This window comes from Sulfitobacter sp. SK012 (assembly GCF_003352085.1).
In the GTDB taxonomy this organism is placed as follows: Bacteria; Pseudomonadota; Alphaproteobacteria; order Rhodobacterales; family Rhodobacteraceae; genus Sulfitobacter.
The window spans coordinates 3852242-3878416 of the sequence record NZ_CP025804.1 but is presented as its reverse complement, the minus strand read 5'-3'; the positions used below and the strand labels follow the sequence as shown (position 1 = coordinate 3878416).

The following is a 26175-nucleotide window of genomic DNA, read 5'->3' as shown; positions in this document are numbered from 1 at the left end:
ACTGGCACAAGCATTCACAAATAAGGGAGGGAAGCGGTCTTTCGCTGCGTCCTGAATGAATGACTGCACTGCGGACAAAACGGACCTTGGACGCATTCGCCGCCATGACCGCTTCCGGCCCTTAGCGGACCTTGATGGCCTTTGCAGCGAACGGCAGGTCTGAACCCTTAGTGACCGATGCTGCGGCATGCACATTTGGCAGTAAGGACGGATTCTCAACCTATGCTGCTGGTACGAGGTGAGATTGCGTCAACGGCGAGAACCGACAGCCCGTCGTTAGAATTTTAAGAACCCCAGCTTCGAACTGGCAATTCGCAAGATTTGTACGGCCCTGCAAACGGCGTGCGTCAAATGTCGGCCACGATCTCGCCCTTCATCTCGCCAGTCATCCGCGTTCGATCCTGTTGGTGTACCGATCTGCGAACTTCATCGATCTTCAACTCGGCGGCATCCCTTGTGGCTTTGTCGGGCCATTCGGTGATTGCCGCGCTGGTCCGATCGCTGGTCCGGATTACCGTTACGCGACTGGCTCCAAAACTCTTCAGTGCGGGAAGACGTTTCTCCTCGATGGCGCGCAAGGCTATCGCGTAGTCGACACCGTCGGCAATTTCCCATGTGGTGATTGTAATATACCGCATTTCTCTTACTCCATTTCTGCCATCACAGCTTACCATGGATCCCGCCCAACTCTTACGGTTTGTCAAAATAAACGAATGTCAGTCCATTGCGAAATGAAGATTGCTGTTGTTTCGAAGAATGGCTCAACCTGACTTTGCAGTCGAACCAGATAGTTGAGGCAGACAATCTCTTGGCCCAAGCTGCTTCTGAGCATGTTTCTGTGTTACCATCAAAGATAGAGATCATCGCCACCTTGTTAGGAGATAGAGATGACAACCCCTGTAGAAAGAACTGAGCGACTCAATCATCTGAAGGACAAGATGCGTGAAATGGAGGTGCTATTTGAGGAAACAGAAACAGCTTTCGGAGATCTGACTGACGAAGAAAAAAGGTCACTAAAAGGTCTCGCAAGCGCTATCGAATACCACGCCAGCAAATTGAAGAGCTAACCTCTGATCTATAGGCTGGTAGTAACCGATACCGCATCAAGCACATTTCTTGTAATAGAAGTATGACTACGTCACGAGACCGGAGGATCATTCTTTCCGCGACCTGCCAAATCGCTCAACTCGCGATCATGTGCATGCACGATCGCAGTACGCAACTCGTTTGACAATTTATCAATCGCAAGAACAACTTTGCCGTCGTGAATAGCTAAAATCTGATCTTGAGTAAGCGTAGTTTGACCATAGTTCTCTATGTAAATCTCAATGGAGCCGGGCATCACGCGCCGTACCGCGCCAATCGCGACTTGACCCTCTTCCGCGAAAACCTGCGCATCGTTCTCAATATCTGAGAGCTGCATATCTTCTCCCTTACCGGTTGCTGACCCCCTCAAGGAAATCCACCACGTAAATGTCTCAGTCATGATAAGCAGAATTCGTTCGGGCGCAAGCATCTGACGCCTATACTGGACACGGACAAAGCCATTTCCCAACAAAGTGAAGGGTGCCTGACGTCAGCAGGTTTTTTGCGGGACTAAGAAATTCATCTGGCCTAGGATTGGGCAAACAAGTTTGCATTGGGAACTCCGCAATGAAGTTAGGCCGCGTTGAAGTAGCATTGATGTTCACATTTGCCTTTGCTTTGTCTGCGCAGGCCCAATCGGTACACGAAGCGCCGCTTTGCGAGGCGGCAAAAACAAACCGAGTTGTCGAGATTGTCTACGACAAGGACGTCAGCAAAGGCTGCCTTCCTCGTCTTGTAGATGTGCACCAAGTTGCGATTGGCAATAACGGCAAAATGTACATGCACGGCTGGCAAACTCGTGGCTGCACCAAGGGCCGCGATTATGCGTCAGAACGGATTTTCAGACTGGATAAAATCAAGTCAGTTGAGGTTGTTAACGGGCTTTTCAATGAGAAATCTCAATCCATCAAGAGTGAGGGATGGGATGGTTGCATCGGGTCAAATTGCTTTATCAAGCAGAACATCTGCGAATAGCTCTGACTGCGATGGCTTTTTGTCCATGATCTCTTAGGGTCCTTGGCAGGAGCTCACATATAGAAACTGACGTTTCAATGAGGACGTCGCAATTTTGGGCAGATTGGGAGACATAAGTTGCACTTTGCGGGTTCACCTTTGAGTACTTCAACAGACACGAACACTTTGTTAGCGCAACGGACCCGGACCTTTCTCTGCCAAATTGCCAGACAGGCAAGGCCCATCACCTATCAAGCTCTCGCAAAGGCTTTGGATCTTTCGCCACCAAATACGATCCATCAGCTCACGACTGCGCTAGAATGCCTGATAGAAGAGGACGCCAACGCTGGCCATCCGTTGATTGCAACACTCGTTGTCAGCAAGGGACGAGGCGGATTGCCAGCGCGTGGGTTTTTCGATTGCGCACGGCGCGTCGGACGTTTCGACGGCAGTCTTTCGGATCCCGATGGCGCGTTTTTTTATGCCGCAGAGTTCAAATTAGCTGACACATTTTGGCGTAGAGCATAGGGAATTGTTGAGGCAGAGGTCCAAACTAGACAGCTCTTTCGAATATGCGGACTAGCAGAAATTCTGCGATGTTTTCCCGGGAAGGGAGCGGCCTGACCGAACATTCTTCCGTCTGCCTTTTGCCGCAGCAAGGCTTCCGTATAGCTGCCATTGGTGCACGATGCGGCTAAAGGGCCACAGAGGACGGAACAAAGTATCCAGCCCTAATCCAGCTCAGTCCACGGCCAAGGTTTTACGTTGCTGGCAGCCGTTTGGAATCTTGCCGCCTTGGCAATCCATATACCCAAGTCAGATCCAAAATCGGCCAACCGTTCATTAGGCTGCTGTTTGTTGACCAGCATGACAATAAACTGAACAACCGTCGCCACCCCAAGCACCGTTTGTGCAAGAGAGATCATGAAAGCGATCAACAGCATGTAAATGAACCGCTGCAGCATATTGTCTGGTTGCTCAGGCTCAATCTGTTCGCCAAGCAGGCGGCCTTCAATCTTTGCTTCTTCTTCGTTCACTATCTCGTCCCCCGTTTGATAACCGAGCCTATCCAATACAAATCAGTAAAAGACCTTGTCAGCAATACGGCCGCATTACCAAGGCAATTCGAAGATACGGAGGGCATACATGTGCCAACCAACATCTTTCACGAACGGCCCACAGCGGTCATTGGTTCGTCCCGCAGCGAACGGCGGCTTTGAGCCCAAACTGCAATCGCGCTGCCAGGTGGTGAAGGGCCGCTTAGCGGAACTGCTCGCCTGTGCTGCCAATATTCTACCCTTTGTGATTTGCGACGAAATAGGTGGGAAAAAACCGACCGTCAGTTACCGCGAAACCTAATGCGATGATGGCAACGCCGCCATGTGTCCGGGCTGCCAGAGCCTGTGAATCCCCATCGTTGCCAACAGGGCGTCATAGAATTTCACCGTACTATCAAAATCCTTCGTCCCAATCCTTACATAACCAATCATCTCATTGTCCTACTCTTGAAGGTTTATTGCTCAGACTCTTCAGCGACGAAGTCCGTTTCGGTACCAAGAGCACCCTCACCAAAACCTCGGCGATCAAAAGGTTAAGTGCCCAAGCAGACACCATCATAGCGTCGCGTAGCGGTCCCGTCGCTTCTGTTCCAGAAAGGATCATCCACCCGATGCCGATGAACGTCTGTGTCGACGCGCCCTGACCGATCGCATAGGCACGCAATATATTGATGCTGTGTTGAAAGATGTTTCGTGACCTGATCGCAGCAATTGAACTAACGATGCAGCCGATCATCGCGAAGCCAAGGATAATCCGCGCCCAATACAGCAAGTTCCCCTGGAGGCTGATCGGAAAGCTGTAGAAATGAGCCACCCACAATCCACTTCCCGCCGAAAGACACCCTGCCACTGCAACAATCCGACCAAACGCGCGGTGTGCTGCAGGATGCTGCCGCCTGATGCTTGGCAGGAACTGAATAGCGCCGAGAAGACAAAACAAGAAACTGCTCAGAATGTGCAGGATGATGGGGAAGGGTGTTGCTGACGCCCGCGGGTTATCGGGTGCGATCGCGGGTCCGCCTGCGAATTCGAGCACGCGGAACAAGCCTCCAAAGGTCGGGATGAACGAGTACGCAAGGATAAAGGTCAGGATCACCCATTCTGATTTTCTCAGAACCTTCATGAGCCAACCTCCTGATGTGTTGTTGCAGCAGTGGTTTCAGTCTCGTGCTCCAGTCCGCCGGGTCGACGCGCCCAGAATGCGGTGCTGGCTTGCCCCGCGCAGGACCCCAGATGGATGGGCTGAAAGCTAATGTCATTCAGCTGACACGCTTCCAGCCATGAGACGCCCTGCTGTTCCGTGATTGCCCATGTCCGCCAGCGCATTTGGATGAATGCACCAAAATAGGATCGCCGCGTTAGACACACGAACAGCATTCCGCCCGGCTTGAGAACGCGCACCATCTCTCTCAATGCGTGCTGCGGCTCCGGCAAGTGTTCAAGGACGTGGGCGGCCATGACTAAATCAAATGACCCGTCAGCATAGGGTATCGAAAGTATATCTGCCTGCTTCAGTTCCGGCACCAAAACGGCCTGCCGCATCTCTGCGTCAGCCATCGTCAACATCTCTCCAGAGAGATCAATGCCGCAATAATTGAGGCGCTCCGGCAGAATGCTGTTCAGTGCAATGGACAGACTTCCGCTTCCGATCCCACAATCCAGCACCCTTGCTTTTGACCCGATCGATCCAAGTGCGGCCTGCGCGCCGGACGCAACCAATAGACGCCGGTATGCTGCATCAAGCCCGTACCGCCGTGCTGTCCGTCCCCAACTGCGAGAGGCAGCATCGTATTGGCTGGTTAAGTCCTCTTTGGTCCTCAACTGCCGACTGATCGCGATCCGCCAAGAGCCAAATTGGTAGGTGGTCATAGGAATTGTTTGCCGGCTTGATGGATCGATCGACGCGGCGATCGATTGCGAATAGTTGTGCATTTGGCCAGAGTCCTTGATGGAGGTTTCGTATTCGCCTCCTCCTAGCCCACCCCGATTCAGTATAAAATTGCATATTTTGTAAGTTCTGGTATGCGCAAATCATGGAGTGGAAAAGATCAGCTTTTGACTGGAATCAGGCGCGGGCATTTCTCGCCACCGCCGAAGAGGGATCGCTTTCAGCAGCCGCTCGCGCGCTTGGGCTCACTCAGCCCACACTTAGTCGACAAGTTGCAAGTCTCGAAGAAACGCTTGGTGTGACATTGTTCGAAAGAACCTCACGTGCGCTGTTGCTGACCCAGGCCGGGACACAGTTGCTGGAGCATTTCCGAACTATGGGCGAGGCCGCAAATCGCATTTCTATCGCGGCCACAGGGCAATCCGAAGCGGTGACTGGGCATGTGGCAATTGCCTGTACGAATGGAATGGCAACCTTTTTCCTTCCGGACATTCTCAAAAAGCTTCAGGTGGTAGCGCCAGACCTTCAGATTGAAATCATAGCGTCCAATGAGATGAGCGACCTGCGACGGCGTGAAGCGGATATTGCGATCCGGCACGCCCGCCCTCAGGACGAAAACCTTTTCGCTAGACGCGTGCGGGACACGACCGGCCATCTTTTTGCATCATCAGTTTACCTTGATGCGGTCGGTCGCCCTTCGCATCCCTCGGATTTTTCCAAGATGCAGTTTGTCGGCTTTGAATATCCTGAACGTATGCTTGGGCTCATGGCCTTGCGCGGTCTCAATCTGACGGTGGCTAATTTCAACTTTTCCACGGCAAGCGTGACCATGTCATTGGAACTGATGCGTAAAGGGCTGGGCATTGGCATTCTTCCGGTCGACATTGGTACGGCCTATTCCGAGCTCGAAAACCCCTATCCGGATTTTGAACCTATAGAGATAGAATCTTGGCTCGTCGCGCACCGGGAATTGAAGACAAACCTCAGAATTCGACTAGTGTTTGACCTGTTGGCAGAGTGTCTGAGCACGAAGTAGCTAAATGCCGGAAAGCCGCCGTTCGCTCGCCACGCAGCGAAGGTCTGAAAAGTCCCGCTAAGCAGACCTCCATACGTAGTGCAGCGAACGTCCGGTATCCTGAAGGTTTTTCGATGAGGGCCGCGGCGTTACGACTGCCGCCAAGTGATGGCGGCCCGCGTTGACAAACCCCGGAAGGAGGAAGCCGCGGGGGGCTGGGAACTGTCTATGGGGAAAGTGAGCTGACGGTTGGGTTTGACTTCTCGTCGGATCGGCATCCTGATTGATAGCGGGCGCTATTGGCATCCTCTGACCGGCACGCAGCTGAGCGATCTGAGGGCCATTTGGGTTCCACAGCTTTGACTTTGGTCCATATCTGAACGCCAAGCATATAGAGATCGGGCCGGAACAGGTAGTTGGACCGGGGCATGGTAGACGAGAGTGACGGGCGGTTTGTCATGCGGCCTGCTCCCTTGGTGGTGCCCTTGATCTTGGCTGTTGTCCTCGACGGAATATCTCCACGATACGCATCGGCCCACCACAGCATGGGCATGGCTCGCGCAGTGTAAGCGGGATCACCTCAGCGCTTTGCTGTGGCTCTTGATCGGGTTGCTCCACCTCAAGCAGGGTTCGGATCTTGGCGATGTTGGTCTTTCGGGTCGCGTTGGCCAGCAGGCCATAGTGCCTGATGCGGTGGAAGCCGTCGGGCAGGACGTGGATCAGGAATCGGCGAATAAACTCGCTGGTAGCCAGGCGCATGGCCTTTTGGCGGTCGCCTGTTTTGATCCGATAATCCTTCCAGCTGAAAGCCACGGTCTTGGCGTCCGCGCAGACCAATCGGGCGTTCGAGATGGCGACGCGGTGGGTGTATCGACTGAGATAGGCCAGCACGGCTTCGGGACCACCGAAGGGAGGTTTGGCATAGACCACCCACTCGGACTTGCAGAACGGGGCGAGCCACCCAGTGAAGACATCGGTACCTGACAGCCCAGCAAGATCGCCGAAGAATGTCAGTTCTCCTGCCCGGTGTAGTGCTAATAGACCTTCGATAAACAAGCGGCGAAAGAGACGCGACAGCACCCGTACATGCAGAAAGAACCCCGGCTTGCAGCCGACCCAACGGGTGCCGTCGGGCGACAACCCACCGCCGGGCACGATCATGTGGACATGGGGATGGTGGGTCAGCGCCGATCCCCAAGTATGCAAAACGCTGGTCATGCCAACCCGTGCGCCGAGGCGCTTGGGGTCGGCACCGATGGTGGTCACCGCCTCGGCTGAGGCGCGGAACAGCAGTCCGTAGATCGTTTTCTTGTTCCAGTAGGCAATCTGGGCGATCCCGGCGGGGAGTGTGAAGACCAGATGGAAATACTCCACGGGCAGCAGGTCTTCAGCCCGCGCAGCCATCCAGTCGATTGCCGCTGGTCCCTGACACTTTGGACAATGCCGGTTCTTGCAGGAATTATAGGCGATGTGCTGGTGATCGCACTTGGTGCAAGCGGCAACATGTCCGCCGAGCGCCTCAGTTCGGCAGGCTCCAATGGCTGACATCACTTTGAGCTGGCTGAGGCTGATATGCCCAGCATTGGCCTGCCGCCATGCGGGACCGTACTTTCGAAAAATGTCAGCAATCTCTAGCTTCGGACGAGACACCGGCCCCGAGCGTCACTCCAACCCTCGTCGGAGCGTGTGATCCTGCAACTGTTTGAGGTTGTCGAACGGGCTGACCGTATTGCGGATCGTCTTGGTGGCGACGTGGGTGTAGCGCGCTGTCGTGCTCAGCTTGGAATGACCCAACAGGACCTGGATCACCCGCATATCGGTATTGGCCTCCAGCAGATGGGTCGCAAAACTATGCCGCAGAGTATGCAGTGTCGCCGGTTTGTTGATCCCAGCCATGTGCTTTGCCGAGGTGAAGGCGCGATTGAGCTGGCGTGGTGACAACGGATTGATCTTGGGTTTTCCGGGAAATAGCCAGCCCTCGGGTCGTGCCTCGAGCCAATAGTCTCGCAGCAGGTCCAAAAGCTTCTGCGACAGCATCGCCTTACGGTCTTTGCCATTCTTGCCCTCGTCGACATGGATCAACATCCGGTCGCTGTCGATGTCGGCCACTTTGAGGTGGCAAACTTCGGACGCCCGCAGCCCTGCACCATAGCTAATCCCGAGCGCGGCCCGGTACTTCAGCCCGGGTCCGGGAACAGCTGCCAGCAAGTCGCCGATCTCCTTGATGCTGAGCACGACCGGCAGCTTCCTCGGCTTGCGCCGGAACTGCATGTACCGCTTCATCTCTTCGCGCCCGCAGGTCACGCCGAAGAACAACCGCAAAGAGACGATCCGGGTGTTGAAACTCGCTGTCGATACATCTGTATCTGTCATGTGTAGCTGATAGGCGCGCAACTCATCTGGCGTAGCTGTGTCCGGTGGTCGACCCAGAAACGCAGCGAAGTTCTTAACCGCGCGGATGTGCCCTTTTTGCGTCGTCTCCTTTAGCCCACGGATGCGCATATCTTCAATCATCCGCTCACGCAGCGGCGTCGTTCTATCGTCCCTCATGGAAGCCTCCTGTCCTTGGATTGAGAGCCTCAATCGTCGGACAGGTTCGTCAGATCACAAAATGAGCCCGGTGGAGGTCAGCGCGCACCACCAGCCACAAACGCCATTGCCGCGCGAGCGGCTTAGTCCATCCGCCCTTAACGTCGAAATGAGCATGGTGCAGAAATTTGGGCCAAATCACTCGCCCACCAACGTCGCGAACGGCCCATAGCGGACCTTGATGGCCTTTGCAGCGAACGGCAGGTCTGAGTCCTTAGTGACGGATGTTACGCGTTGCTCCAAGGTCTGCTATTTGGAACGGATAAGACTTTGCTGCGTTGCTCATTACCCAGCGGTCTGTTCAAAGGAGCACTATGCTAAGCGCTTCTATTCTAACGGTTGTCGTGCTCGTCGGCTCAGTCTTGATCTGGCCAAAATTGGCCAATGCGGAGCTGTGGCGTGCAACGGTCACCCCTTTGGCCTCCATAATTGGAAGCGGGTTCCTCGTTTTGGGGCCGATACTTGACATCAGCTACGGCGGCTACGCCCCATTGGTCATGTTGGGTTTGTGCGCAGTTGCCTATCTTTTTGGAAGTGCCATCCGCTTCAATATCGCGCAGATTGCAGATCGCCCAAAGGTTTCGCCTTTGTTGGAACGGCTGGAGATGATCTCGTCTGTTGTGCTGGCTTTTGCGTTTTTTGTATCAGTTGCGTATTATTTGAACTTGTTTGGTTCATTCGGAGTGAGCCTGACGGATCTTAACGACAGTTTTCACGCAAACTTGCTCACAACGGCAGTTTTTGTGTTGATACTTGTTGTCGGCTGGACACGCGGCTTTTCAGCGCTTGAGCGGATGGAGCAAGTTTCAGTCGGCTTGAAATTGGCGATAATTGCAGGTCTGGTATTCGGCCTTGCAGTGTACTTTGGCAAAGTGGCGCAGTCTGATGCTCTCCATTTCGATCAACCCAAAATAACAGGCTGGACCTCCTTCACGCTCATGGCTGGATTGATTGTGACTGTGCAAGGTTTCGAGACATCCAGATACCTTGGCGCGACCTATGACGCTGCATTGCGCATTCGTTCGATGAAACTTGCGCAGTGGATCTCAACGGTCATCTATTTTGTTTACATTATCCTTTTAACCTACGCTTTCGATTCCGATCCTCTCTCTCTTGATGAAACTGCTATCATTGATCTCATGCAGATTGTTGCGCCCATTCTGCCTTTACTACTTGTTGTGGCAGCGCTTAGCGCTCAATTCAGCGCAGCTGTTGCTGATACGGGTGGCTCAGGGGGGCTCATTGCAGAAGTTTCTAAGGGCAGAATATCCGAAAAACTCGCCTATGCACTACTTGTGGGAACAGGGATCTTGCTCACTTGGACAGCCAATATCTTTGAAATCATCAGTTACGCATCGCGGGGATTTGCAGCTTATTACGCAATCCAATCTTGCATAGCTGCAATCTCAGCCGGCAGGTGCGGCGATACTTGGAAGGCAATATTATTTACAATGATGGCAATGATCGGCACCAGTATCGCAGTGTTTGGCACTCCCGTAGAATGAATCAAGCAGACATTGGGATATAAGATATAGCAGTGCCAAAGGCCGCGCTACGGTCCCTGGCCTTTCCGGCTGCGAACGGCCGCAATGCAATTAACCTAAGAGTATTGGAACGACCCAAGACCCAGAAAGGGCTTGGAGAACCGTTCTTGGCGCACGTATAATCTCCAGCGGCGATCCAACTTAGGAATGCCGCGTAACAGTTTTCCCTTTTTTGGGGGGATCGGACCCATCCTGTGGCGTCCACCTTGGCCCGGGCTGGGCACTATTTCTAGGAGACAATTTAATGCCAAATGCTAAATACACGATGCTTACCGTTGCTTCTTGTGCACCTGAATTTTTGAAGGATGCGCTTGTTCATACCGCTAAAGTTGCTGAAGAATTGCGCGCTGATGCCGGTGCTGTTGGAACACGAGTTGGCGTCACGGCAACGGGTTCTGATGCGGGCTCACTTTTCCTTCTACAAACCTATAATGATCTAGGGGGGATTGATGCAGCCTTTTCCGTTTATGAAAGATCAACCGACTATAAGGCTTTGATTGGAAGTGGAAAAGTCAGCATTAACTTGCGCAATATCATGAAACTGGAAGATGTAGGGCTGACGCAAAATAGTGCCGACGTACCTGCCTACGGAGTTGTAACACGAATGGGCACTCAGGGGCCAATGGTTGAAGAGGCCCGTGCGCTCGTACCAAACTTTGAAAACAACGGCGCAATGTTCTTACGTTATGGTACGCTGGTAACCGGTAGTGCGGCGGGGCGGCGGTTGCTGTTAGTGGCCTATCCGTCGATGGATGCAATCGAAAAAAGCTATGACGCTCTGCGGGCCGATCCTAAGTACGCCGCCTTCATCGCAAAAGCAGAAATCGATTTCCGCAATATCATCCGAATTACCGCCTAAACTTGCTAGAACGGGCTGCATTGGGTGCAGCCCGTGACTGATTTTGGTAAATCGCTATGTGACGGCAATCAGGCCCCTCGATATCTCCTCTCGCTCAGCAAGTGTCAGAGCAAGACGGGATCTGACCCGCTGCTCTGGCGGGCGAATGCCGCCAGTGCGAACGAGAAGCAGATAAATCGACGACCACGCGCCATCAAACCCACGTCCAATCAAACTCATCGACTCCCCGCGTTGCCATCTATCCCATATCTCTGACTTCTGTCAGTCTGTGAAAAATACTCGGCGACGATACTTCATAGGGCTCACTCAATCTTTCCAAAAAGATTAAAGTGTTGCGTCCACCAGTTGAGGCCACCGCCCAATTTACCGATCTGCTGTACCGCAGCTAAAGTCCGCTTTTGGGATGCGGTCAGAATTGTCCAAATAGCGCCGGTCCAAAGTCTTGAATGCTTCAAAATTCATTTCGCGGCATCAGTTGCCAACGCGTTGCGTCATCGCGTCATGGACAGCTTGCATGCCGCGTTCGGCCATGTCCGTGACCTCTGCGGCGTGGGTATGCAGTCCTGCGACGACGTCAGGATCAGCCGAAGTCCGGACGACGACAATGCCCTCTTCAGTCACTTCTATTTGCGATTGCATCTCGGCACCGTTTGCAAACAGAATATCCAGTGTTGGACTTTGGATGAAAATCTGGGGGTCATCGCCGCGCCCGACGCGGTCGACCATTCCGACAACGTGGCTGACAAGCACTGCCATAACATCTTCATCGGACGAACGCGTGACCGTGCGTATTCCGTTCGGCAAATTTGTGACTTCGCGGGTAATCGTGTCGAAGTTTTCGAACATGACCGCAAGCTCGTCGGACTCAGCTTGCGATGCATTCCCACCGCGAAGGCCGGGCATATTTTGCATGTCATGCCCCATGCCATTCGCGCTGTGCCTGTCATGCATGCTGCTGTGCATGACAGCGTACATGCGCATCTGGATCGTGTCTTTGAACGCGACCCCAAGACCAATTGCTACGAGAGCAACGCCGATGACGATCTTTGATTTTCTCATCGCAAACTCCATTTTGTATCCCAGCGGCGCAGGGCGATTTCAGAATTACTTTTGCGGGCAGTAGAGGCGGTGCAAAACCGTGATGACTTCCGCAGCCTCAACACCCCTCACCGAATAATAGATGGTTTGACCATCCCGTCTGGTTTCAACCAATTCAGCGTCTCGAAGTTTTTTAAGGTGATGCGACATTGCGGGCTGGGAAAGACCTGCGCTGTTGGCGAGACTAAGAACGCTTTGCTCGCCGTCCAGCAAAATACACATCAGGCGCAGGCGCACCGGCTGTGACAGCATTTCCATAAGCTTGGCTGCTTCTGCAATTTTGGGCTCGAGTGCGGTGATGTCCAGCATTGGGCAAATTACCTCTTGTGTATTTATGATCGCTTATATAAACAATCGCACATGTAATGGCAAGCGTGTCGATATGAACGTGCGCCAAAAACTATGCAACACAATAAGGAGTTACTAGGTGGAAACTGATTTTACCCCCTTTGCATCATTGCTTGGTGGCGCGCTCATTGGCTTGTCAGCCATTGTGCTATTGGCCGCCCACGGACGGATTGCAGGCATCAGTGGCATCGTGTCACGCATATTGCCCCCTTCGGTTGATAAGGCCGGATTGCCACAAGGCATCATATTTTTGGTCGGCCTTGTGCTTGCGGCACCGCTTTGGTCCCTCGCGACGGGAGCCGCGCCTATGCAAGTGGTGTCAAACAACGGACCACTGCTTGTGATCGCTGGTCTGTTGGTCGGCTTCGGTTCGGTCATGGGGAATGGCTGCACAAGTGGTCACGGCGTATGTGGCATCTCGCGCGGATCAGCGCGTTCAATTGCTGCGACGATGACGTTCATGGCCACGGCCTTTGTGACCGTCTTTGTCCTGCGCCATGTCGTGGGGGGCTAAGATCATGCATATTTTCAGCACACTCTTCGCAGGGCTTTTGTTTGGGACCGGGTTGATCCTGTCTGGCATGGCAAACCCCGCGAAAGTCCAGAACTTCCTTGATCTATTCGGCACTTGGGACCCCAGTCTTGCATTCGTTATGGGCGGCGCGATCATGGTGACGATGCCGGGGTTCTGGCTTGTTCAGAAGCGCGCAAAGCCGCTGTTTCATGACGTATTTCATCTGCCGACACGCACTGATTTTGATGCAAGGCTCGTCGTTGGGGCCGCCACGTTTGGCGTGGGTTGGGGCTTGGGCGGTTTCTGCCCCGGCCCGGCATTGACGGCATTGCCATTGGCCGCCTCTGGCACGCTTTGGTTTGTTCCAGCGATGCTGGTTGGCATGGTCGTCGCGAAGTATTCGACAACATTACAGCCCAAAACCCGTGCCGTTTGAAAGGAAAGACAATGCAAACTTATCCCGTTGATATGTCAATGAAACCAGACGTCAAAGCCTTCTTTGACGCAGCCACTAACACGATCAGCTATGTGATTTCTGATCCGAAAACCAAGGCCTGTGCGGTCGTGGATTCCGTGATGGACATTGATTACGCATCCGGTCGCATTACCCATGATCATGCCGACCGCATTGTAGATCATATTACCTCAAATGGGCTGACATTGGAATGGATCATCGAAACCCATGTCCATGCGGACCATCTGTCTGGCGCGCCCTATTTGCAGGAAAAGCTCGGCGGCAAAATCGGCATCAGTGCGCGGATCATGGAGGTCCAAGAGACGTTCGGGAAAATCTTCAACGAAGGCACTGATTTCCAACGGGACGGGTCGCAATTTGATGCGCTTTTCCAAGACGGCGATCGCTACAAGGTCGGCGAGGTTGACGCCTTTGTCATAGCCACACCAGGACATACGCCAGCTTGCATGGTGCATGTCATGGGGAACGCGGCCTTTGTGGGTGACACGATGTTCATGCCTGACGGTGGGTCAGCACGCGCCGATTTCCCGGGTGGGAACGCCGATGAACTTTACGACTCGATCCAGAAAGTCCTCACCCTGCCAGACGAAATGCGGCTGTTCATGTGCCATGACTACGCACCAAACGGGCGCGACATTGCGTGGGAAACGACCGTCGCCGACGAGAAGGCCGATAACATCCATGTCGGTGGGGGCGTGACCCGCGCGGCCTTTGTCAAACTGCGCTCTGAACGTGATGCAACGCTGGCCATGCCCAAGCTGATCATCCCGTCCTTGCAGGTCAATATGCGTGCTGGTGAAGTGCCCGAAGATGCAGATGGCAGACCTGTGTTGAAGGTGCCTGTTAACCAACTCTAAAACCGCTTCTTTAGGAAAACCACGATGCAAATCACACAACTCGACGCCCTGACATATGTCGGACCACAAATCTCGGTTGCCAATCTGGACGAACTGAAACGGTTGAACATCAGGACGGTCATCGTCGCGCGCCCCGAAGGCGAGACAGCCGATCAGCCCACGATATCCGCCCTGCGTGACGCTGCGGGCGCATTGGGTATTACCGTTCACCAGATACCTGTTGTTTTCGGCAATATTTCCGATGACGACGTGCGCGCATACGGTGCGATCACATCAGCAGCAGATCATCCGGTTTTTGCCTACTGCCGTAGCGGGTTGCGCGCTACAACGCTCTGGGCGCTCAGCGCGGCAGAGCAAGGACACACACCTGACGAGATCCTGCGCATGGCAAAAGCCGCAGGTTTTGACCTTTCCGCTTTGGCGGGTCGGCTTGCTGCACAGGCTGCATAACTGAAAACGTAAAAGGGTCACGGGTCATGAATACGACGCAACTAGCGAAATATCTGCCCATCCTCGACTGGGGCCGCACATATGACCGTGGCACGCTGACCAATGATCTGGTGGCCGCAGTGATCGTGACGATCATGCTGATCCCCCAATCGCTAGCATATGCTTTGCTTGCGGGTCTACCGCCGGCAATGGGGCTCTATGCGTCGATGGTCCCGATTGTCCTATATGCAATCTTTGGAACAAGCCGCGCGTTGGCTGTGGGGCCCGTTGCGGTTGTGTCGCTTCTGACAGTGGCCGCCGTCAGCAAAATCGCTCTGCCCGGAACGGCTGAGTATATTGCGGCTGCGATCACGCTGGCGTTTCTGTCTGGCCTGATATTACTCGCCCTTGGCTTGTTTCGGCTGGGGTTCTTGGCGAACTTTCTGTCCCACCCCGTGATCGCCGGGTTTATCACGGCGACAGGCATCATTATCGCGGCGAGTCAGCTCAAGAATATCCTTGGGGTCGACGCACATGGGCACACGCTACCCGAGCTTATCGGATCGCTTGCGCACAATGTATCGCAAGTGAATTGGATCACCGCAGTCATTGGCGTGGTGGCGACAGGTTTCCTGTTTTGGGTGCGCAAAGGGCTATTGCCATTACTTGTCGGCCTGGGAGTTGCCCCGCGCAAGGCTGGGGTCGTTGCAAAAGCCGGACCTGTCGCCGCGATTGTGGCCACAACTTTGGTTGTTTGGTTTTTTGATCTTGCCGCAAATGGGGTGCAGGTCGTTGGGGATGTGCCTAAGGGCTTGCCACCGCTCACCTTACCATCCTTCTCGATGGATATGTGGTCCAGCCTGATTGGCGCTGCTGTGTTGATCTCGGTCATCGGGTTTGTTGAATCCGTTTCAGTCGCGCAAACATTGGCCGCGAAGAAGCGCCAGCGGATCGACCCAGATCAAGAGCTGATTGGATTAGGTGCCGCCAATCTAGGTGCGTCATTCACAGGCGGTTTCCCTGTGACGGGCGGGTTCTCACGGTCTGTCGTGAACTATGATGCGGGCGCGGACACACCCGCCGCGGGGGCTTATACTGCGATTGGTCTTGCAGGAGCCTCAATGTTCCTGACCCCCCTCATATTCCATCTACCCAAAGCGACGCTTGCAGCAACGATCATTGTTGCCGTCCTCTCGCTGGTTGATTTCTCGATCCTGAAAAAGACATGGCACCATTCAAAAGCGGATTTCGCGGCCGTCGCGGCGACGATGAGCATCACACTTTTAATGGGTGTTGAATTGGGCATCACGGCTGGCGTTTCGATTTCGGTCCTAATTCACCTCTACAAAACATCACGCCCCCACATGGCAATTGTCGGTCAAGTGCCCGAGACCGAACATTATCGCAACGTCTTGCGCCATGATGTTCTGACCGATCCAACGATCCTGACGATACGCGTCGATGAAAGCCTATATTTTGCGAACACGCGTTTCTTGGAAGATCGCATCTATGACGAAGTTGCCAAACAGCCCGCGCTCCAACATGTCGTGCTGATGTGCTCGGCGGTAAATACGATCGACATGTCCGCACTGGAATCGCTTGAGGCGATTAACGCACGGCTCAGGGTTGGCGGTGTCACGTTCCACTTTTCCGAAGTGAAGGGGCCAGTTATGGATCAGCTAAGCGCGACCGGATTTCTGGAGATATTGAGCGGCGAAGTGTTCCTAAGCCAACACGGGGCTCAATCCGCTTTACGTGTTAGATCAGACCTGTGATCACCCCGTATTCAAATACAATGATGGGAAGCAATCAACAGAAGCTTCCATTCGTGCGACGTGCAGCATTTCGTAGGCATAAACCCTGTAAGCGGGACAAAGTGTGCATTCATTTTGTGTCTTCAAGGCCTGCTATTTCGAGCCCGATGAACCGAGGTTTGACCAAGGTTCTTGATGCAAATCAAAGATCACAACTCCCTTATGTGCCCAGATGTTAATGGAGTAAGAAAATATGAACATCTTTGGTTGGATCAACGATCAGCTTCTTCGGATGCAATGGCTTGCAGAGCTGGTGTCAGCGGGTATTTCAGCCGCTGGTCTTGATCCAACTTCTCGTGTCGGCGGATCAATCCACTTCTTTGTCTATGACGTCATCAAAATCTTTATCCTGCTCTCGGTTTTGATCTTCCTAATTTCGGTGGTGCAAAGCTATTTCCCGCCTGAGCGAACACGCCGTATACTTGGTGGGCGTTCTGGAGTTTGGGCCAATACGCTTGCCGCACTTCTGGGCACGATCACACCCTTTTGTTCATGTTCATCAATACCGCTTTTTATCGGATTTACGGCTGCACGGTTACCACTGGCGATTACGTTTTCGTTCCTGATCTCTTCACCACTGGTGGACTTGGCCTCCGTTATTTTGCTCGCCTCGATCTTCAACTGGTCCATTGCACTGGCCTATGTGTTTGTAGGCCTTGTGGTCGCGGTCGTCGGCGGCACGCTGATTGGGCATGCAGGAATGGAGGATCAGGTGGCCGACTTCGTCCGCAATGCTCCTGTGCACGACACGGACGACACCATGAGTTGGGCCGAGCGCCTGCGCTATGCCCGCGATCAGGTATCCGAGATAATGCACCGCGTTTGGCTCTATGTTTTGATTGGTGTGGGAATTGGCGCGGCGATCCACAACTGGGTTCCAGAGGCCATCATTAGTACGCTATTGGGGCAAGATAAGTGGTGGTCCGTACCCGTCGCAACACTGATTGGTGTGCCCATGTATGCGGACATCTTTGGAACGCTGCCAATTGCCGAAGCTTTGATCGGCAAGGGCGTCGGATTGGGCACTGTATTGGCATTCATGATGGCCGTGACCGCACTGTCACTGCCGTCAATCATCATGCTCAAACGCGTGGTGAAACTGCCACTTTTGTTACTTTTCCTGACAGTCGTAACCGGTGGAATTCTCGGGATCGGCTTTCTCTTCAACGCAATTACAGATTGGTTCATCTGAAAGGGAAACGAAATGATTATCAAAATTCTTGGTTCGGGCTGCAAGAAATGCGTGGCACTTGGCAACAATGCAAAAGCTGCGGCTGAGGCGGTGGGAAATGAATTCGAAATCGTCAAAGTTACGGATTTCGCTGAGATAGCGGGCTATGGTGTGATGTCCACACCGGGTCTAATCATCGACGAAAAGCTTGTCTCGGCAGGCAAGGTGTTAACTGTCGAAGAAATCGGTGCATTGTTTTGATCTTGGTCCATTCACTGGTTGTGCGGAATACTGATCTTCTGTGGTTGCGGTCATTCGCTGTAGTGCAGAGATTTGGTGAAATGGGCTAACTGCCGCCGTTAGCTGCGTTTGCACATCGAAAAAACCGGGTTGCAGCCCCGAGCGTCCGCTTTCTCCAAGTCGCCCAATTTAGTTTGCGGGCGCAGCGAATGGCGGCTCTCCGCCCTTGTTGCCAACATGTGCATGGTGCAGCATTGGCCACAATGGGCTCCGAACTGCCGTTCGCTGCGCTTTGGTCGAAGGTCGGCTTTGGGCGGCGACCTCAACCGGTCGATGCAACACACTCAGCGAACTTCTCTGCTGGGGTTTGATATTGCAAGGTCTTGCGAGGACGTTCGTTAAGTTGCCTTGCAATTGCGCTGAGCTTTGCCTGAGAATGAACGGATAAGTCGGTTCCTCTTGGCAAATACTGCCTCAAAAGCCGGTTGGTGTTCTCGTTTGATCCACGTTGCCAAGGTGACTGCGGGTCGCAGAAGTAGACATCGACATCCGTGGCCAGTGTGAAGCGCGGATGATCTGCTAGCTCTTTGCCACGATCCCACGTCAAGGATTTGTAAAGTTCTCGCGGCAGCTTCTGAGCCGACTTGATCAGCGCAGTGACGACGCTTTCAGTGTCCTTGTTCGCGACTTTCACCAACATCACGTATCGTGAATGCCGCTCGACCAGGGTCGCGATATAGCTGTTCTTCGATCCGCCAATCAGGTCGCCTTCCCAGTGACCCGGAACAGCGCGATCCTCGACGGATGCAGGCCTTTCGCTGATGGACACAGCATCTTTAATCTGGCCATTACCGTTGCGCTTTAGGCTGGCATGCTGGGAACGCCTGACTGTGCGTTTTGCGCGCAAGTGCGCCAGCAGCTCCTTTTTGAGAACGCCACGTGCCTGTATATAAAGGCTTCGATAGATAGTCTCGTGTGACACCTGTTTGTGCGCCTCCTCCGGGAACGCCCGTTTGAGCCAACCCGCAACCTGCTCGGGAGACCACTTGCGCCGTAGCTTTGCTGATACTGCGCGGGCCAATGTCGGGTGACAAGCCAGCTTGCATATCTTTGGACGCAGAGCCCGGTTCCAAGCAGCCTGATCTGAACTAGACGCACGATAGCCGACTGATCCGCCATTGCGCCGCACCTCCCGGCTGATCGTTGAGGGCGCACGTCGCAACTGGCGTGCAATCGCACGCAAGGATTGCTTGGTACTCAGCCCGCGGGATATCTCTTCGCGCTCAGAGAGGCTCAATGCAGAACTGCCACGCCTGCGATCCGGCGGCCGTATCCCGCCCGTAGGTGAGATGACCGAAAATACCGACGACGATTGGCGATCAAAGACCCGCCCAATCGAACTCATCGACTCCCCACGTTGCCATCGATCCCAGATCTCGGCACGCTGCTCAGCTGAATAGTAAATCCTGCGACGATACTTCATTCAAAACACTCCATCTCTTTCTAAAGATTAAAGTGTTGCGTCGACCAGTTGAGGCCACCGCTCCTTTGAGACATTCGCCGTCCAAAGCTCGAACGGCCGGTTTTTCCGTTTTGGGTCAGCTTGTGACTTGAAGGTCAAAGGTCTGTCGCGAAAGGCAGAACTATGTGTCGCCTCACAGCCGGGGCAATCTCACAGCGTTCCGTTTTAGCCGAGACAAACGCCCCCGCCCATGACATGTTCACGTTATGTCTCGTCATACCTCACCCAATAAAAAGCGCATTGATGATGCCTTCCCCGTGCGGATCAAGGTCAAGATACCGCAGGGAGGGCTTGGAAACCTCATTGGAGAAATTCACGTTTGGCTCAGGGAAAACTTAGGCCAATGTCGCGCTGCGAACCAATCCACACGAGGGCTTTATTGCGACGCGACGGCGTATTATTTTCGGGACATTACAGACGCCAGCGCATTCTTAGCAGCTTTTCCAAAGCTTGAGCTTGCGGACGGCGTTGAGCAGGCAGGATTCGGATAGATGCTTTCACTGTTCCTTCACTGGCGCGACGATATGAACACACCATGCCGCGCCTGACCCCCTTCAATGTTCTTGGCCTTATCACCCTGATAGGCTTTCTAGGCTTGCAGGCTGTTGAGCGGATTCCAGAGCTTAGTGGCTCACCTAGTGAAGCTACTAGCCTAGAGACCATAACAGGGGCCGTCACGTGGGTCCGCGACGGTGACACCATAGAGGTGGCTAAGACGCCAATTCGGTTTGAATCGCTGGACTGTGACGAGCGTGGCACGGCCAGAGGTGACAAGGCCACAGACCGCATGAAGCGGCTTATCTCTGGCCAAACGCTCACGCTATCTGAACGGCAGGCAATCCTATGACCGGAAGATAGGAAGCTGTGTTTTACTGGACGGGCGGGACCTTGGGTCAATTATGATCAAAGAGGGATACTGCAAGCGGTTCTGGTAACGTATCCGACCCCCCACACCCCTTTGAGGCAGGGAGATATTGTGCGCACGCAGGGGGGCTTAGGTGTGGGTGCCGATGCCTCCGGTTTTTTTAGGGGGGTAAACTCTGAAGGCCGACACCCTAAGACCGACAGCTTCGCCTTTGCCCATGAAAGCCAAATAGCACTGTCATAAGGAAGCTGTTTGGTGGGCGAAATGGGGGGTGAGAACAGTTTAGATTGACGCAAGTAGCTGATTTTATTTATTTATATATGAAGAATTGGCGGAGGCTCAGTCTACCTGCGGGTGCTGCACCCTTGTAGGCAGCTCTGCTATGTTTGCGAGGAATTAAACGAAACCTTCGCCGCCGCAGTTTCTGCATCGCATCATCTTTAGACCAAAGCACGAGCTACACCGAGCGTATTTCGGGTAGCCGTTAGTGTCGCGTCCCCCTACGATATCTCCTTTGCCGCCGCAAAACTCACACGGGATCCGGCCAGAAGCATGGCAACGACTGCAACGTTGCTTCACCGACTTCACACCGTCTTGAGAAGCATGTTTCCACATTCTGCCTATGACCCTCCAAAGAAAAACTACGACTCATGACACCATATGCAGCAAATTCGGCGCGACTTGGTTGCATTAGTGTCTTTTTGACGAAGGTTATTCCGCGTCGCTGAACGTAGGATATGCACTCACCCGCATGAAGCGGCTACGTGCCTATTTGGATCACGGCTTTCTGGAACTGGACAACAACACAGCCGACCGGTCCATGCGCGGCATCGCTATTGGTTGCAAAAACTACATGTTCATCGGAACCGAACGTGGAGGCAAATCCGCAGCCATCGTCTAAACCTTGATTGAGACCGCCAAGCTGAACAGCGTTGATCCGCAAGCATGTCTTAGACCCAAGCTTGGGCAAAGAATTTAGCTCACTTATTTCCAAAATGCATTCAAAGTATATTAGCTTATATTACACCTGCAGAATTTTTCCCCCACAGAGTACTATTAATAAGGGTCAAAACAGATATCTTAGTCAAGCTGGTCAGTTTTTCTGGCAACTGACTAATGGCTTGAGCGTTCCCCAGATTACTCACACTTGCAGCCACAGCAGCCACAGCTGCGGGGAAGGGCGCAGGGAGGGCCATAGAGACCTCCTGGCCTCTCAAGCACCCCGTCACATCGCAGCGATTTGGGTGGGGGAGATCGAAGGGACCGCACCTCACCCCACCCGTGTCCCGCTAGGAACATAACAGAGATATTGCTGGCCAGTGCGCTTTCAAGTTACCGCCAATAAACACCCAGATCTGGCGCAGTTGTGGCGGAAAGATGGGAAGTGATGGTCGATAATGGCATCAAAGCCCTAAACTATTGATTTAATGGGTATCTATCTGCGGAATATGCGCCGTTTGGCGATAGAGTGAGATGTCGTAAAATAACGTATTGAGAATTTACCTGGTGTCAAACCGGGTACGCAGGCCGGGTAGCGCATTGCACACTGTCAAAAACAACTTGGTAGGAACGGGCAGTCTCGTTAGCGCTCCGTCACTGCGCGGTCTGTATTCCTATCGTGCGCGGCGCAGACGACAGCAACCTTTCTGCCGCCGATATCGTCGGGGATTAAGACCTCCCTCAGAACGGCGTAGTGGCTGTGCTATCCACGGCCACTGCAAGTTTCTTAGCCGAACGCCTACGCGCTTAAAACGGACCTCGTCGCAGTCCTGATAATCAGGCGAATCATCTGATCGATCTTATCCGATGCGTTTGGGGCAGGTTTTTGTTTGTTTCCAAATTTGATCCATTCAAGCTGCCCGTCTCCAATTGTACTCACATCAAGAATGACGCGGTCGAAATAAGGCGGAATAACGGCAAATTTTTGACATTCTAGTGTTCTCAGATGCGTGGCAGGGCACTAATATCAAGGGACGCATAATCAGTAAGAAGCCTTACTTAGTAGCATAGTTAGTAGTGTTAAAGATTCTTAGGAGTTCGTAGAAGAGGCCCCTTCATTGCGGCCTCTTTTATTGTGTATGAGCTGATTTTTGGCAGCTCAGTTGAATTGGAACTCCTGAAAGAAGCCGATCGCATCTCAAAGGTCTGTGATAGCCATCGACGAGTTAGCTCTATGGGCCAACAGCGCTTGGGCTCAAAAAATTGACCTCAAGGTGTTAACAATGGTTAAGTATCTTAAGTCACTTTCTTCAGAGAGTGACATAGGAAATTAGGTGAGGGACAGATGGAAACACTTATTGCACAAATTATCGGTGGTGCACTTGGCGGCACAGCAGGCGGTAAAGTTGGACCGGGCAGCGGGGGCATGGGAAGTATCGGCAACTTGATCGCTGGTGCTGTTGGTGGCGTTGGCGGGGGTCAGTTATTGGGCGGTCTGTTGGGGGCTGCTGGCGGTGACGCAGCTAGTGGCATCGACATCGGCGCAATGGCTGGAAATCTGGTCGGCGGGGGCGTTGCTGGTATGATTGTCCAGCAAGTTGTCGGCATCATCATGAAGAAAATGAAGGGCTAAATTGTAGTAAGCGTTTGGTGAACCTGCACTGACGGTTTGGTTTTTGCTGATCTAAGTGTCCACCATCGATAGTGGACACTTAGCCCCCCCCCTCGAAGGATTAGGCGGGCTGGTGGAGCCGGGGCCTACCCGCGCCACAATTTTTCGATTTCCGATAATGAATAATTGGGTTGCTGGGGTAAGCGCGCGGAAAATATGCCTTTGGCGGATCAGCGTAGCCCCACTCCAATCGAGCGGGTTCGGCCTCGATCAGGTCGAACACATCCTTGCCAAACATCTTGACCATCCGTTTGGCATACACAGGTCCAATGCCACGGATCATGCTTGAACCAAGGTACTTTTCGATGCCATCGAGGGATGTTGGTGCGGAGGTTTTCAAGAACCGAGCGCGAAATTGCAGGCCGTGCGTACTGTCATTGACCCATTCGCTAGAGGCGGTGACCCATTCCCCGGCCGAGATCATTGCCGCATGTCCGATGGTCGTGACAAAGTCCCTGTGGCCACGTGCCTTCAAGCACAGGACGCAAGATCCGCTTTCAAGGCTGTGGAAGGTTGCGCGTTCAACCAGACCGGCGATAACTTCCTGCTCTGAATTTTCTACCGGGCGTTTCATTCAATTCCATTTTGGTCGGGATGTCTGACTGAGGTCGCGGCGGTCGACAGACAAATCTCTGATCGGACACTGCATGTACCAAATGCGGCTCCATCACGTCCGTTTATCATTATGCCTGTTTGACGCGGCATAAGGGATAGCCGGACTGTCCTTGCAGAGACTGGTTCGCATTGGTCTGACAGCGCCATTCGTCCTAATAGTAGCGTAGGTGATGTGCTCCTTGGCTTGGGGAACTTGTCATTCGCAGTATCTAGCCCTGACCTCATATCTTAAATAGAAAAAGCCGCGGTATTCTCGCCGTGGATACGGACCCACACCCAACATTCGGATCTCCTCCGAAAACCGTCGACCGTTGTGACTTCCAGAACCATTCTGGATGCGTAGTTTATTTGCGTGTCCTAATTCCAACGCTGGGAAGAATACGGTCCTGAAGCCTTGGCAGATGAACTGTGGCTTCACTTTGGCCTTCACAAGCTCACCGCTTTGAATTTCGGTGAGATCTACTAAATGACCTGCCTTGGTTCCTGCTCCGTGGATTTTAAACGTCTGAGGCTCCTCCAGGTCAAATTGGCCTGAATTCAACCCCGAGCTAAAATTCTGCTCTTTGCTTTGCCAAACGTCGCCAAACGAAAACCGCAGTGTGTACGCTCCGGGTGGAACAAGGACTTTGAAGAATGCACCGCCGACGATGTAAGCCGCTAGCGCTTGGTGTTTCGTTTCTTCATCAATCAACGTTAGAATATAGTCGCGGCCTGGTGATGTTTTGACCTGAAGCGGAAAAACGGCAGGCAGACCGCTGCGATTCCAAAGCAGGCCAGAGGTTGTAGGAACAGTTGGATCGGTCTGGGTGTCTGCAGCAGAAAACGCAGGAATTATGCACGTGATCAAAGCAAAACATAGCTCCGTTGGAGCTCGACCGATGCTTTTTACAACTGCCCAAATCAGCATCAACACCTGTCAGCTCCTCGGTTCTCTTCATTAATGTTACCACAGATATCTTGCAAAGGAATGGCGCAGAACGAGGTTCGCCTCCAGCTTCGTACACTGACGTTTGAGCGCGGGTCATCGTCGATTTATCCGCTGCTAGAGCGGACTGGCGGAATACGCCCTCCCGCGCGTCGAAGACCTCGGTTGGCCATGGCGCTTGCTGATCTCCCAACGCGGTCTCATCACCCATACATCCATCAATACCTTGTCGACGCGTCGAACTACCAAGAAACGCAGGCCCAGCAACAGCGCATAGACAGCGCTAGTGACGATAGCCAAGTTCACTAAAGTAGCAATTTCTGGGTGCAGTGCTGATGCGGAGGTGAGATCAAACCCACTGATAATGATGAAGAGGGTAGCGGCTGTGAAAGCTATGGCGGGCAACAGCAGTATGCGAACAAGTACGACGGTCACATTGATGATGAAGGCCACGAGCGTCACAATCTGCCAGCGAAGGCTATAGATAACGGTGAACGCAATGAGGGCTGCGAGAACAGCGAGAAAGATGGTCCAAAACATTTAGCTGCTCCTAGCAGCTTCAAGTCGCAGCGGTTGGGTGGGGGGAGAGCAATTTAGGGACTACGCATCACCCCACCCGTGTTCCGCTAGGAACATATCTGAGATATGGATTGCCAGCACGTTTTCAAGCTACCGCCAATATCCACCCAAAACAGGCTGGATGACCTCGACCCGCGCACCTTAAGGTCTGGCGTTCAGATCGCAGTGGTTATTTATGCGTATTGGTTGAGATACCGTCTCGCCAATGGACGCACCAGAAGGCTGTTGGCTGCCAATCCCAGTCCAAGCCCCAGCATTGCACCCAAGGCATCTGCATAAAAATCGGCCAGCTCTCCTTGTCTGCCAACGTGCGGCTGGATCAGTTCGATCAAGATTCCGTAGAGAAGTGCTGAGGGCGCAATCCATCTGACCGCTCGGCGGTAAATCACTGCACATGGAAAGGTCAGCGCTGCAAAGGCAATAAGATGATGAACTTTGTCAGGGCCAGGGGCACTACTTGTGGGCAGGTTAATGGGCAAAAGCGTAAGGGCCGCAATTATGGCCGCCACGGTGAGTGTGACACTGATTGAAATCGTTCTGCGTAGCCGAGCGTAGGGAAACGGAGCGTTGTAGGTGTCTGCTGTCAAAATTTGCTTCCCTTTGCTAAAGGCCAGATGTGACATATAAACTTGAGCCAGTTTCCTAACAGGTCATTTCGAGTACCTCAAAGGGGTACTTGGGTGTTTGATCCCACGGTTGATGGTGTGATCTGTTCTTTGGAATGGAAGGGAGCATTATGGGACAGGTTCGTCACGGGCTCGCCCCGACTACGCATGCGGCCACGAGCCATGGAAAAGTGCAGCCGAGGGCCGAGTCAGCAGGATGGGACTTAGGCAAACCTAGCAAGGCCAAGTCCTAAGTAAGAAAAAATCCACCTGTGGGAATTTTAGTGGGAAGCTTTGAGTTTAAAGGGGGGTAAGTTATCTTAAATCAATTGCTTGGCTAAGTATTATGGCTGGGATGGTAGGAACCCCAGCCAGATGATCCCTTTCATAGGCTTACGGGGCCAGAGACCCAAAGTGGGGCATTCTTGGGGGCAATTTGGGGTTTGGTTACCCTTGGGTGGGGGCTCTGGGGTAAGATCTGGAGAGGGTCTGGGGAAGAGCCGAGGGTGGTGTG

28 protein-coding genes and 2 pseudogenes are annotated in these 26175 nt (G+C 53.3%); 15 read left to right on the top strand and 15 right to left on the bottom strand.

Features of this window, described 5'->3' with window-relative positions; genetic code table 11:
* Nucleotides 1–347: 347 nt before the first annotated feature.
* Nucleotides 348–638, bottom strand: coding sequence for a hypothetical protein (locus C1J03_RS18935; protein ID WP_114888006.1), 291 nt, complete (start codon nt 636–638; stop codon nt 348–350).
* A 249-nt stretch (nt 639–887) separates the two neighbouring features.
* Between C1J03_RS18935 and C1J03_RS18930 the strand changes: the two genes are divergently transcribed.
* On the top strand, nt 888–1067 hold the full coding sequence (locus C1J03_RS18930; RefSeq protein ID WP_114888005.1) for a hypothetical protein: 180 nt from the start codon (nt 888–890) through the stop codon (nt 1065–1067).
* Nucleotides 1068–1138: 71 nt separating this feature from the next.
* On the opposite strand, the gene C1J03_RS18925 is transcribed toward C1J03_RS18930, so the two are convergent.
* Nucleotides 1139–1423 (bottom strand): hypothetical protein, encoded by a 285-nt coding sequence (locus C1J03_RS18925; RefSeq protein WP_162798602.1) that lies wholly within the window; start codon nt 1421–1423, stop codon nt 1139–1141.
* 230 nt (nt 1424–1653) lie between these two features.
* On the opposite strand from C1J03_RS18925, the gene C1J03_RS18920 reads away from it, so the two are divergent.
* Nucleotides 1654–2061, top strand: a complete 408-nt coding sequence (locus tag C1J03_RS18920; RefSeq protein ID WP_254694096.1) for a WYL domain-containing protein — start codon at nt 1654–1656, stop codon at nt 2059–2061.
* Nucleotides 2062–2771: 710 nt separating this feature from the next.
* Here the strand turns inward: C1J03_RS18920 and C1J03_RS18910 are convergent.
* The 3 genes from C1J03_RS18910 to C1J03_RS18895 form a co-directional block, all read right to left on the bottom strand.
* Entirely contained in the window at nt 2772–3077 is a 306-nt protein-coding gene (locus tag C1J03_RS18910) for a DUF4389 domain-containing protein (protein ID WP_114888002.1), read from the bottom strand.
* A 454-nt stretch (nt 3078–3531) separates the two neighbouring features.
* Nucleotides 3532–4221, bottom strand: coding sequence for a DUF2306 domain-containing protein (locus tag C1J03_RS18900; RefSeq protein ID WP_114888000.1), 690 nt, complete (start codon nt 4219–4221; stop codon nt 3532–3534).
* The gene (locus C1J03_RS18895) at nt 4218–5030 is read right to left on the bottom strand and encodes a class I SAM-dependent methyltransferase (protein ID WP_114887999.1); all 813 of its coding nucleotides are present in this window, start codon (nt 5028–5030) and stop codon (nt 4218–4220) included. Before C1J03_RS18895 ends, C1J03_RS18900 begins: the two co-directional genes overlap by 4 nt.
* Nucleotides 5031–5131: 101 nt before the next feature.
* Here C1J03_RS18895 and C1J03_RS18890 point away from each other — a divergent pair, with 101 nt between their 5' ends.
* Complete coding sequence (locus tag C1J03_RS18890; RefSeq protein ID WP_114887998.1) at nt 5132–6022, top strand: LysR family transcriptional regulator; 891 nt, start codon at nt 5132–5134, stop codon at nt 6020–6022.
* Between the two features lie 435 nt (nt 6023–6457).
* On the opposite strand, the gene C1J03_RS18885 is transcribed toward C1J03_RS18890, so the two are convergent.
* Both C1J03_RS18885 and C1J03_RS18880 read right to left on the bottom strand, forming a co-directional pair.
* On the bottom strand, nt 6458–7651 hold the full coding sequence (locus C1J03_RS18885) for an IS91 family transposase (protein WP_114886494.1): 1194 nt from the start codon (nt 7649–7651) through the stop codon (nt 6458–6460).
* Nucleotides 7652–7663: 12 nt separating this feature from the next.
* Nucleotides 7664–8551, bottom strand: a complete 888-nt coding sequence (locus C1J03_RS18880; protein WP_114887997.1) for a tyrosine-type recombinase/integrase — start codon at nt 8549–8551, stop codon at nt 7664–7666.
* 353 nt (nt 8552–8904) lie between these two features.
* Here C1J03_RS18880 and C1J03_RS18875 point away from each other — a divergent pair, with 353 nt between their 5' ends.
* Nucleotides 8905–10095: a hypothetical protein gene (locus C1J03_RS18875; RefSeq protein WP_114887996.1), complete on the top strand. Its 1191-nt coding sequence runs from the start codon at nt 8905–8907 to the stop codon at nt 10093–10095.
* Between the two features lie 283 nt (nt 10096–10378).
* On the top strand, nt 10379–10993 hold the full coding sequence (locus tag C1J03_RS18870) for a DUF6854 domain-containing protein (protein WP_114887995.1): 615 nt from the start codon (nt 10379–10381) through the stop codon (nt 10991–10993).
* Between the two features lie 63 nt (nt 10994–11056).
* Here the strand turns inward: C1J03_RS18870 and C1J03_RS25430 are convergent.
* From C1J03_RS25430 to C1J03_RS18860, 3 genes and pseudogenes are all read right to left on the bottom strand, one after another.
* Nucleotides 11057–11242 (bottom strand): annotated as a pseudogene (locus C1J03_RS25430) (IS30 family transposase); the annotation flags it as partial.
* A gap of 222 nt (nt 11243–11464) precedes the next feature.
* Nucleotides 11465–12052 (bottom strand): hypothetical protein, encoded by a 588-nt coding sequence (locus C1J03_RS18865; protein ID WP_254694095.1) that lies wholly within the window; start codon nt 12050–12052, stop codon nt 11465–11467.
* A gap of 45 nt (nt 12053–12097) precedes the next feature.
* A complete protein-coding gene (locus C1J03_RS18860) occupies nt 12098–12400 on the bottom strand; it encodes an ArsR/SmtB family transcription factor (RefSeq protein WP_114887994.1) in 303 nt (100 codons plus the stop codon).
* A gap of 118 nt (nt 12401–12518) precedes the next feature.
* Here C1J03_RS18860 and C1J03_RS18855 point away from each other — a divergent pair, with 118 nt between their 5' ends.
* The 7 genes from C1J03_RS18855 to C1J03_RS18825 all read left to right on the top strand — a co-directional run bounded on the left by C1J03_RS18855 (nt 12519) and on the right by C1J03_RS18825 (nt 17960).
* Nucleotides 12519–12953, top strand: coding sequence for a YeeE/YedE family protein (locus C1J03_RS18855; protein WP_114887993.1), 435 nt, complete (start codon nt 12519–12521; stop codon nt 12951–12953).
* A 4-nt stretch (nt 12954–12957) separates the two neighbouring features.
* Nucleotides 12958–13389: a YeeE/YedE family protein gene (locus C1J03_RS18850; RefSeq protein WP_114889083.1), complete on the top strand. Its 432-nt coding sequence runs from the start codon at nt 12958–12960 to the stop codon at nt 13387–13389.
* An 11-nt stretch (nt 13390–13400) separates the two neighbouring features.
* Nucleotides 13401–14285: an MBL fold metallo-hydrolase gene (locus tag C1J03_RS18845; RefSeq protein ID WP_114887992.1), complete on the top strand. Its 885-nt coding sequence runs from the start codon at nt 13401–13403 to the stop codon at nt 14283–14285.
* Nucleotides 14286–14309: 24 nt separating this feature from the next.
* Nucleotides 14310–14735: a TIGR01244 family sulfur transferase gene (locus C1J03_RS18840; RefSeq protein ID WP_114887991.1), complete on the top strand. Its 426-nt coding sequence runs from the start codon at nt 14310–14312 to the stop codon at nt 14733–14735.
* Nucleotides 14736–14761: 26 nt separating this feature from the next.
* Nucleotides 14762–16489 (top strand): SulP family inorganic anion transporter, encoded by a 1728-nt coding sequence (locus C1J03_RS18835; protein WP_114887990.1) that lies wholly within the window; start codon nt 14762–14764, stop codon nt 16487–16489.
* A 232-nt stretch (nt 16490–16721) separates the two neighbouring features.
* Complete coding sequence (locus C1J03_RS18830) at nt 16722–17720, top strand: permease (RefSeq protein WP_114887989.1); 999 nt, start codon at nt 16722–16724, stop codon at nt 17718–17720.
* Nucleotides 17721–17732: 12 nt separating this feature from the next.
* Nucleotides 17733–17960 carry a thioredoxin family protein gene (locus C1J03_RS18825; RefSeq protein WP_114883182.1) on the top strand — a complete coding sequence of 76 codons (228 nt, stop codon included), beginning with the start codon at nt 17733–17735 and terminating at the stop codon, nt 17958–17960.
* Nucleotides 17961–18261: 301 nt separating this feature from the next.
* Here C1J03_RS18825 and C1J03_RS18820 read toward each other — a convergent pair whose 3' ends face one another.
* The gene (locus C1J03_RS18820; RefSeq protein ID WP_114883801.1) at nt 18262–19422 is read right to left on the bottom strand and encodes an IS30 family transposase; all 1161 of its coding nucleotides are present in this window, start codon (nt 19420–19422) and stop codon (nt 18262–18264) included.
* Between the two features lie 574 nt (nt 19423–19996).
* Between C1J03_RS18820 and C1J03_RS18810 the strand changes: the two genes are divergently transcribed.
* The 3 genes and pseudogenes from C1J03_RS18810 to C1J03_RS18795 all read left to right on the top strand — a co-directional run bounded on the left by C1J03_RS18810 (nt 19997) and on the right by C1J03_RS18795 (nt 22898).
* Nucleotides 19997–20308, top strand: a complete 312-nt coding sequence (locus C1J03_RS18810) for a thermonuclease family protein (protein ID WP_114887987.1) — start codon at nt 19997–19999, stop codon at nt 20306–20308.
* 748 nt (nt 20309–21056) lie between these two features.
* Nucleotides 21057–21224: pseudogene (locus tag C1J03_RS25795) on the top strand (IS66 family transposase); the annotation flags it as partial.
* Nucleotides 21225–22610: 1386 nt separating this feature from the next.
* Nucleotides 22611–22898 carry a hypothetical protein gene (locus C1J03_RS18795; RefSeq protein ID WP_114887985.1) on the top strand — a complete coding sequence of 96 codons (288 nt, stop codon included), beginning with the start codon at nt 22611–22613 and terminating at the stop codon, nt 22896–22898.
* A 100-nt stretch (nt 22899–22998) separates the two neighbouring features.
* On the opposite strand, the gene C1J03_RS18790 is transcribed toward C1J03_RS18795, so the two are convergent.
* The 4 genes from C1J03_RS18790 to C1J03_RS18775 form a co-directional block, all read right to left on the bottom strand.
* On the bottom strand, nt 22999–23511 hold the full coding sequence (locus C1J03_RS18790; RefSeq protein WP_254694094.1) for a helix-hairpin-helix domain-containing protein: 513 nt from the start codon (nt 23509–23511) through the stop codon (nt 22999–23001).
* Nucleotides 23512–23748: 237 nt separating this feature from the next.
* The gene (locus tag C1J03_RS18785) at nt 23749–24465 is read right to left on the bottom strand and encodes a hypothetical protein (protein WP_162798599.1); all 717 of its coding nucleotides are present in this window, start codon (nt 24463–24465) and stop codon (nt 23749–23751) included.
* Nucleotides 24466–24594: 129 nt separating this feature from the next.
* On the bottom strand, nt 24595–25017 hold the full coding sequence (locus C1J03_RS18780; protein ID WP_114887983.1) for a hypothetical protein: 423 nt from the start codon (nt 25015–25017) through the stop codon (nt 24595–24597).
* Between the two features lie 212 nt (nt 25018–25229).
* Nucleotides 25230–25643, bottom strand: coding sequence for a VanZ family protein (locus tag C1J03_RS18775; RefSeq protein WP_162798598.1), 414 nt, complete (start codon nt 25641–25643; stop codon nt 25230–25232).
* Between the last annotated feature and the right edge of the window lie 532 nt (nt 25644–26175).

Bases quoted from the DNA above. Each gene is read 5' to 3' on its own strand.
- C1J03_RS18835 (WP_114887990.1), top strand. From the start codon at position 14,762: ATGAATACGACGCAACTAGCGAAATATCTGCCCATCCTCGACTGGGGC.
- C1J03_RS18870 (WP_114887995.1), top strand. From the start codon at position 10,379: ATGCCAAATGCTAAATACACGATGCTTACCGTTGCTTCTTGTGCACCT.
- C1J03_RS18790 (WP_254694094.1), bottom strand. From the start codon at position 23,511: ATGAAACGCCCGGTAGAAAATTCAGAGCAGGAAGTTATCGCCGGTCTG.
- C1J03_RS18935 (WP_114888006.1), bottom strand. From the start codon at position 638: ATGCGGTATATTACAATCACCACATGGGAAATTGCCGACGGTGTCGAC.
- C1J03_RS18810 (WP_114887987.1), top strand. From the start codon at position 19,997: ATGCCGCGCCTGACCCCCTTCAATGTTCTTGGCCTTATCACCCTGATA.
- C1J03_RS18845 (WP_114887992.1), top strand. From the start codon at position 13,401: ATGCAAACTTATCCCGTTGATATGTCAATGAAACCAGACGTCAAAGCC.
- C1J03_RS18820 (WP_114883801.1), bottom strand. From the start codon at position 19,422: ATGAAGTATCGTCGCAGGATTTACTATTCAGCTGAGCAGCGTGCCGAG.
- C1J03_RS18880 (WP_114887997.1), bottom strand. From the start codon at position 8,551: ATGAGGGACGATAGAACGACGCCGCTGCGTGAGCGGATGATTGAAGAT.
- C1J03_RS18780 (WP_114887983.1), bottom strand. From the start codon at position 25,017: ATGTTTTGGACCATCTTTCTCGCTGTTCTCGCAGCCCTCATTGCGTTC.
- C1J03_RS18875 (WP_114887996.1), top strand. From the start codon at position 8,905: ATGCTAAGCGCTTCTATTCTAACGGTTGTCGTGCTCGTCGGCTCAGTC.
- C1J03_RS18900 (WP_114888000.1), bottom strand. From the start codon at position 4,221: ATGAAGGTTCTGAGAAAATCAGAATGGGTGATCCTGACCTTTATCCTT.
- C1J03_RS18920 (WP_254694096.1), top strand. From the start codon at position 1,654: ATGAAGTTAGGCCGCGTTGAAGTAGCATTGATGTTCACATTTGCCTTT.
- C1J03_RS18865 (WP_254694095.1), bottom strand. From the start codon at position 12,052: ATGAGAAAATCAAAGATCGTCATCGGCGTTGCTCTCGTAGCAATTGGT.
- C1J03_RS18840 (WP_114887991.1), top strand. From the start codon at position 14,310: ATGCAAATCACACAACTCGACGCCCTGACATATGTCGGACCACAAATC.
- C1J03_RS18850 (WP_114889083.1), top strand. From the start codon at position 12,958: ATGCATATTTTCAGCACACTCTTCGCAGGGCTTTTGTTTGGGACCGGG.
- C1J03_RS18825 (WP_114883182.1), top strand. From the start codon at position 17,733: ATGATTATCAAAATTCTTGGTTCGGGCTGCAAGAAATGCGTGGCACTT.
- C1J03_RS18795 (WP_114887985.1), top strand. From the start codon at position 22,611: ATGGAAACACTTATTGCACAAATTATCGGTGGTGCACTTGGCGGCACA.
- C1J03_RS18895 (WP_114887999.1), bottom strand. From the start codon at position 5,030: ATGCACAACTATTCGCAATCGATCGCCGCGTCGATCGATCCATCAAGC.
- C1J03_RS18925 (WP_162798602.1), bottom strand. From the start codon at position 1,423: ATGCAGCTCTCAGATATTGAGAACGATGCGCAGGTTTTCGCGGAAGAG.
- C1J03_RS18930 (WP_114888005.1), top strand. From the start codon at position 888: ATGACAACCCCTGTAGAAAGAACTGAGCGACTCAATCATCTGAAGGAC.
- C1J03_RS18890 (WP_114887998.1), top strand. From the start codon at position 5,132: ATGGAGTGGAAAAGATCAGCTTTTGACTGGAATCAGGCGCGGGCATTT.
- C1J03_RS18830 (WP_114887989.1), top strand. From the start codon at position 16,722: ATGAACATCTTTGGTTGGATCAACGATCAGCTTCTTCGGATGCAATGG.
- C1J03_RS18860 (WP_114887994.1), bottom strand. From the start codon at position 12,400: ATGCTGGACATCACCGCACTCGAGCCCAAAATTGCAGAAGCAGCCAAG.